The sequence below is a fragment of the Okeania sp. SIO2B9 genome (assembly GCF_010672505.1).
GTDB classification, from domain to species: Bacteria; Cyanobacteriota; Cyanobacteriia; order Cyanobacteriales; family Microcoleaceae; genus Okeania; species Okeania hirsuta.
In genome coordinates this window covers 1-5760 of the sequence record NZ_JAAHGK010000396.1, presented here as the reverse complement: position 1 = coordinate 5760, position 5760 = coordinate 1, and the positions used below count along the sequence as shown (strand labels likewise).

Here is a 5760-nt window from a genome sequence, read left to right as displayed (position 1 = left end):
AATAAATGACTAAAATTATGCCTATCCATAGCTTTATTTCATGAAAATACAATTGCCATACCTAAAATAATTATAAGTACTTGTGCAAAATTAATTTAACATTTGTCAGTAGGGAATAAGGCATAAAAAATATACTTGTGTACTTGAACAGTGACTCTAAAAATCATCTTTCCTAACTATTACTCAATCATCAAATAGCCAATTAACTTGACTTGAATACTTAAACACTGAATTTGAGGAGTAGTTTAATTAGCGTAGCGATCACCTTCGTTAAAATTATCAAGTTAAACAGAGAAATTTAATTATAGTAAATATTTAACCAAAACTTAAATTTATTTTAATTATTACATGTTACTGTAATAATTAAATTTATATATATGTGGAAAAAATTTAATTTAATGAATTTATATTATCATATTTTCTGGAGTACAGTCTTAATATTAGCTAGTATCTTAACTACAAATAAAACCACCTTAGCTTCTGCAAAAAATACCAGTCTTTTGATTGACTCTAACAATAATAATTCCTATAAAATTCTTGTAGAACAAGCAGAAAATTTAGCAAAAAATAAAATCAATCAAGAATTTAAAAATAATCCAGAAATCACAGAAATTACTATCACTATATTAGGAGAGCGTCAGAGTCAAATAGTACCTATCCTACGTTCAAAAATATCTCGTGCTGAATGGCAAAAAAATGCAGAAATTGATAATTTGACTAGATATTTTGCCGATGCCAAATACTTATTAAACTTTGATAGTGAAACTACACCTAAAACTCAACCTAAAACTCCTGAATCTTCTCCTCAAATTCCAGCCCCACCTCCACCATCACCTGATACTCAACCTATAGTTCCTCAACCTCAAAAATCTCCTCAACGGCAGCCAACATCTAAACCTCCAATATTTCCTTCTGATGAAGATGACCCCAAAGAGATAGATGATTAAGCACTTTTTGAGAATTCTTTTTTATTCTTCCCTGGAATTAGTTTGAAACAGTATGAAGTTTAGGTAAACTTTTTTCATTTACAACCTACAATTTAATCCGCATAATTTATGGATTAACCAAAATTTAAACAATACTTTAATCAAGCTTAAACTAACTATAAACTCATCATAAATTTATCTAGGTAAACTTCTGAAGGCAGTATTTAAAGCAACCAAATACAGACAATATTTAGTTTAGAAATACTGCTAGCAATAGATTGAAAATTTGTAATCTACCGCCTCTCTGTAGAGGGAAGAAGAACTAGAAAAAATTTTATGTCCAGACTAACTCGCAGAAAACTATTAATGTTCTTCGGATGTAGCGCAGCAGCTACAGCACTATCACCAAAAATTGGCAATTTTTTAGGTAGTAGCTCCGAAGTAGCTCAAGCTCAAACTACAGGTTTGAGTTTTACACCCCTAAAATTGGCACATCCTTTAGAAGCTTATCAAAGTAACCCTAGCTTCGTACCCTTTGGAATTGCTGGAGGAGGAAGTACTATAGGATCTGGTCAGGATGTAGCACTGCAATCCTATGAATATTTTGATGATGTAGTAGTCCCACCTGAATATGAAAGGTATGTAATTGCTGCTTGGGGCGATCGCGTATTTCCTAACCCAGAAGAATACTTTGGTTATAACTGCGACTATGTAAGCTTTATCCCTATTAATGGTAATCCTGATGATGGCTACCTATGGGTTAACCATGAGTATGTCTCTTATCCCATATCCTCATTACTAGGTGGTGATGACCTAGCTGGTTTCCCCACAACAGACCAACTTGTACTGGGTTTAGATTTATCTCAAGAGAGCTCCTTCACCCGTGGGGAATTTGCTTATAACCAAGGTGGGTCTATTGTCCGTATCACTAAAGGCGGTAATGGTCGTTATGCTACTGTCGCAGATAATGCTAATCGTCGAGTACACCTCTTATCTGGACTAGGAATTAACTCTGAACGTTCTGATGGTTATCAAGGTGTCACATCTTGGGGTACAGCAAGCTATCAAACTGGAGACCAGAACTTCTTAATAGGTACTGGACCTGCTGCTACTGATGTATTCCCCCTCAGTTCTGATGGACTTGGTAATCGAATTATTGGTACAGCTTTTAATTGTTCTGGTGGTACAACTCCTTGGGGAACAATTCTCACAGCAGAAGAAAACTTCCAAGGTAGCGTTACCGAATCTGTACTACCTAATGGTACTCAAACTGGTTATGACGAAGATCAAGAGATAGGTTTTATCTTTGGTTTAGTCGGTGAAAAGTATGGCTGGATGGTAGAAATTTCTCCAGCAGACCCAAGTTTCCAAAACAGAAAACATACAGCTCTAGGTCGTTTCCGCCATGAAAATATTGCATTTAGAGTAGAAGCAGGCAGACCATTAGTAGCATATATGGGAGATGACCGTCGTGGTGGTCATACCTGGAAGTTTGTAAGTGACGGTATTGTTTCTAGTACTACTGACCCAAATAATAGTCAATTATTTGAAAGTGGGACTCTTTATGCTGCACGATTAAATCCTGATGGCTCTGGTCAGTGGATTCCATTAGTTCCTAGCACTCCCACCAATCCTCTATCACCAAGCGAGATTGCTCAAGCTGAATTAAACGCTTTTGGTGAAGCTCAAAGAGATGGCCGAATTCGCTTACCTCAACGTGCTGGTATTCCTGGAGCAGAACAGGATGGTGGGTCTTTCATTGTAGACCTCACAAATGAAAGCGTATTATCTAATTATCAGGGAAGGACTCTAGGAGATTTTTACAATAACCAAGGTGCGATTTTAGTTGATGCTTTCTTAGCTGCTAACTTAGTAGGTGCTACTCCTACTGCTCGTCCTGAAGACGTAGAAGTTCACCCTGGTGATGGTAGTGTATTTATTGCTTATACAGATGCTGGACCTGGTGGAGATGGATATCCAGACTCCAGAATTTTTGTTGTAAGTAAATACTCTGCGGATGTTGATGCTACTCAACCTTTTGGCGGTATATACCGAATCATTGAAACTAATAGCGATGCTACAAGTACCACTTTTACTTGGTCAGCTTTTGAGCAGAGTGGAGAAGATGGTGCTATTAATGGTGCAGGTTTTGCTAATGTAGATAACCTAGAAATTGATACTCTAGGTAATATCTGGGGTGTAACAGATATGTCTACCAGTAGTCACAATGGCTTCGACACTGGTGTTGCTGGAGAGATAAGAGAGATCGACCACACTCAAACTGGAAGTGTTGGTAACTTGAGAGGAACATTTGGTAACAATTGGGTGTTCTATATTCCTGTTGTTGGACCGAATGCTGGATTAGTTGTACCTTTCGCTTATGGTCCCCCTCGTTGCGAAATTACTGGACCATACTTTATCAGAAATAGTAGTGGTGTAGATGAAACTCTACTATTAGCTGTACAGCATCCTGGGGAAAGCTCACCTATTGGAGATGGAGTTCAACTAGGTCGTGATATTGAGATGCTAAATTTGGATGGCACTCTCTTCACTCAGCAGCGAAGTGTACCTCGTGGTAGTAACTGGCCTAGTAATACAGGTTATGTAGGTAATCCTGGAGGTAGTTTTAATGGTTTGCTACCACCAAGACCTTCTGTGATTGGTGTTACTCGTAGAGATGGTGGCGCTTTTGTTTAAAATTTAAGTCCAGTAGTGGCGCGTCAAGCTTGAAAATGTGGTAAAAAATTTATCCCCCCTAACCCCCCTTTGAAAGGGGGGAAGACCAAAGGGGCAGAGGTATTCTAGTAGTAAAGTCCAGTAGGGTGTGTTAGTAGTAGGGTGTGTTAGATAGCTATAATATAGACTTGATATTACATAAAAAAAATGGTGCGTTACGGCGCTATTGTATATTTGAGGAGCAAACTCCTTGAAGGAAAAGCGCCTAACACACCCTACTAAGGTCTATGATTTCTCCTTCACTTCTTCTTTTATAGGTACAGGAAGTTGAGAAAAATCGGGTAATCTCACAAGCTCCTTTTCTTTTTCTGTAATTGCCAATGGCAGACGTAGAGGTTCAAGTTTTTCTTCAATTAAATAAGTAGCTACAGGTAATGTTCTTTCTAAATCATCCAATGGTCTAGGAATTACCATTACAGCATTTAATTCTCCAATTCTTTCTGCTTCGTGCATTCCAGCTTCCACTGCCACTGCCACATTAGAAACCGAACCCCGGACAATCGCAGTACATAAACCTGCACCTGTCGTTTCATAAGCAGTCAACTGTACATCACCAGCTTTGAGCATTGCGTCACAAGCTCCCACCATTGCTGGAAAACCTTTAGTTTCTATTAGACCCACTGCCTTATTTTTAAACTGAGCTGATACTCTACCTTGAGACAATTGAAATAAAAGACTGCCAATAGGTAGTACAGCTTCTAAATTAGCTAAAGGTCGAGGAATCACAGTATGAGAAATAAGTTGTCCAAATTCTTTCGCTGTTTCTGCTCCAGAGTCTATCGCTAGACGAACATCAGCAACACCACCACGGACTACCGCAGTACAATATCCACTACCAATTTTTTCATATCCTACCAGAATAACCCCAGATGACTTGAGCATCATATCAGCAGTACCAACTATGGCAGGAAAACTCCGAGTTGTGATTAAACCAAGAGCTGAATCTCCAAAGTTGATTGGCGATTCAAGAGACTCTAGATTATGATTATTGTGGGTCTGTATTTTCATTTTCTATCTCTTTACTTCGGTGTAGCAGTGAACCCACGTGACATACTCCCACACTAAGCTGCCGCTATAGTGTGGGCTTCTCGTTTCCCTGCCCTGCTATTGCATCGGGCTCCACGAGCTTTAAGGACGGAATGCCCTACCGCCCTATTTTTGATATTTATCGCCGCATTCAAGTCCCGGTCTATTACTATGCCACAGTGTGGGCAAAAATGAGTTCTTATGTTTAATTCTTTAGGGACTTTTTCTCCACAATTTGAGCAATCTTGGCTTGTATTTTTGGGGTTCACAGCTATAGTCTTTTGTCCAGCATTTCCAGCTTTGACAGTTAAAATAGATAAGAATTGTCCCCATCCAGCATCGTTAATTGATTTACTCAAACGGGTCTTTGCTAGCCCTTTAATGTTTAAGTTTTCATGGGCGATAATATCCGCTTTTGATAACAATTCATTAGCTGTTTTCAAGTGGAAATCTTTACGTTGATCGGCTACTTTTTTATGTTGTTTGGCTACAAATTTAACAGCTTTTAACCACCTTTTGCTACCTTTTTTCTTTCGAGATAAACGTTTCTGTAGAGTCTTTAATCGCTGCTGAGATTTTCGATAGTATTGGGGTATGGGAACAGATTCTCCTTCACTTGTTACTAAGAATTCCTTCAGTCCCATATCGATTCCCAGAGTATTTTTTAATGTAGGTTCAACTTCACTTGTTAAAGCTGGAACTGATTTTTCTTCTAAGGATAAAGTCACATAATAACCATCTGCTTTACGACTAATCGTAACAGTTTTAATTATAAACCCTTCTGGTATTGGACGATGCTGAATTAACTTTACCTTTCCTAGGTAGGGCAAATTAATTTTATTTTCTTCTATGCAATTTAGTTTTATTTGAGAATAAGTAAAACTGCGATAACGTCCTTTTCCTTTGAACCTTGGTTTACCTGAATCCTTACCGTTTTTGTCTGCTTTAAACCATCTATCAAAGGCAAGTTTTACCCGTTTTGTGCAGTCTTGTAATACCTGAGAATGAATTAGCTTGTATTCAGGAAACTTATCTTTGGTATTGACTAAATCTCGTTTTTGAGAGTAATAAT

Annotated in this window: 4 protein-coding genes; 2 read left to right on the top strand and 2 right to left on the bottom strand. The window is 38.0% G+C overall.

The window, feature by feature from the left end; translation table 11 throughout:
• The first annotated feature begins 377 nt into the window (after nucleotides 1-377).
• Complete coding sequence (locus F6K13_RS15325) at nucleotides 378-947, top strand: hypothetical protein (RefSeq protein ID WP_124146619.1); 570 nt, start codon at nucleotides 378-380, stop codon at nucleotides 945-947.
• Between the two features lie 315 nt (nucleotides 948-1262).
• Nucleotides 1263-3623 carry a PhoX family phosphatase gene (locus F6K13_RS15320; protein WP_124146618.1) on the top strand — a complete coding sequence of 787 codons (2361 nt, stop codon included), beginning with the start codon at nucleotides 1263-1265 and terminating at the stop codon, nucleotides 3621-3623.
• Between the two features lie 264 nt (nucleotides 3624-3887).
• On the opposite strand, the gene F6K13_RS15315 is transcribed toward F6K13_RS15320, so the two are convergent.
• The gene (locus tag F6K13_RS15315) at nucleotides 3888-4670 is read right to left on the bottom strand and encodes a carbon dioxide-concentrating mechanism protein CcmK (protein ID WP_124146617.1); all 783 of its coding nucleotides are present in this window, start codon (nucleotides 4668-4670) and stop codon (nucleotides 3888-3890) included.
• A gap of 53 nt (nucleotides 4671-4723) precedes the next feature.
• Nucleotides 4724-5760 (bottom strand): transposase (locus F6K13_RS15310; RefSeq protein WP_287287787.1); only part of this gene is annotated, 1037 nt, incomplete at its 5' end.

Excerpts from the sequence above, each read along its gene's own strand:
- F6K13_RS15325 (WP_124146619.1), top strand. The coding sequence starts at position 378 with ATGTGGAAAAAATTTAATTTAATGAATTTATATTATCATATTTTCTGG.
- F6K13_RS15320 (WP_124146618.1), top strand. The coding sequence starts at position 1,263 with ATGTCCAGACTAACTCGCAGAAAACTATTAATGTTCTTCGGATGTAGC.
- F6K13_RS15315 (WP_124146617.1), bottom strand. The coding sequence starts at position 4,670 with ATGAAAATACAGACCCACAATAATCATAATCTAGAGTCTCTTGAATCG.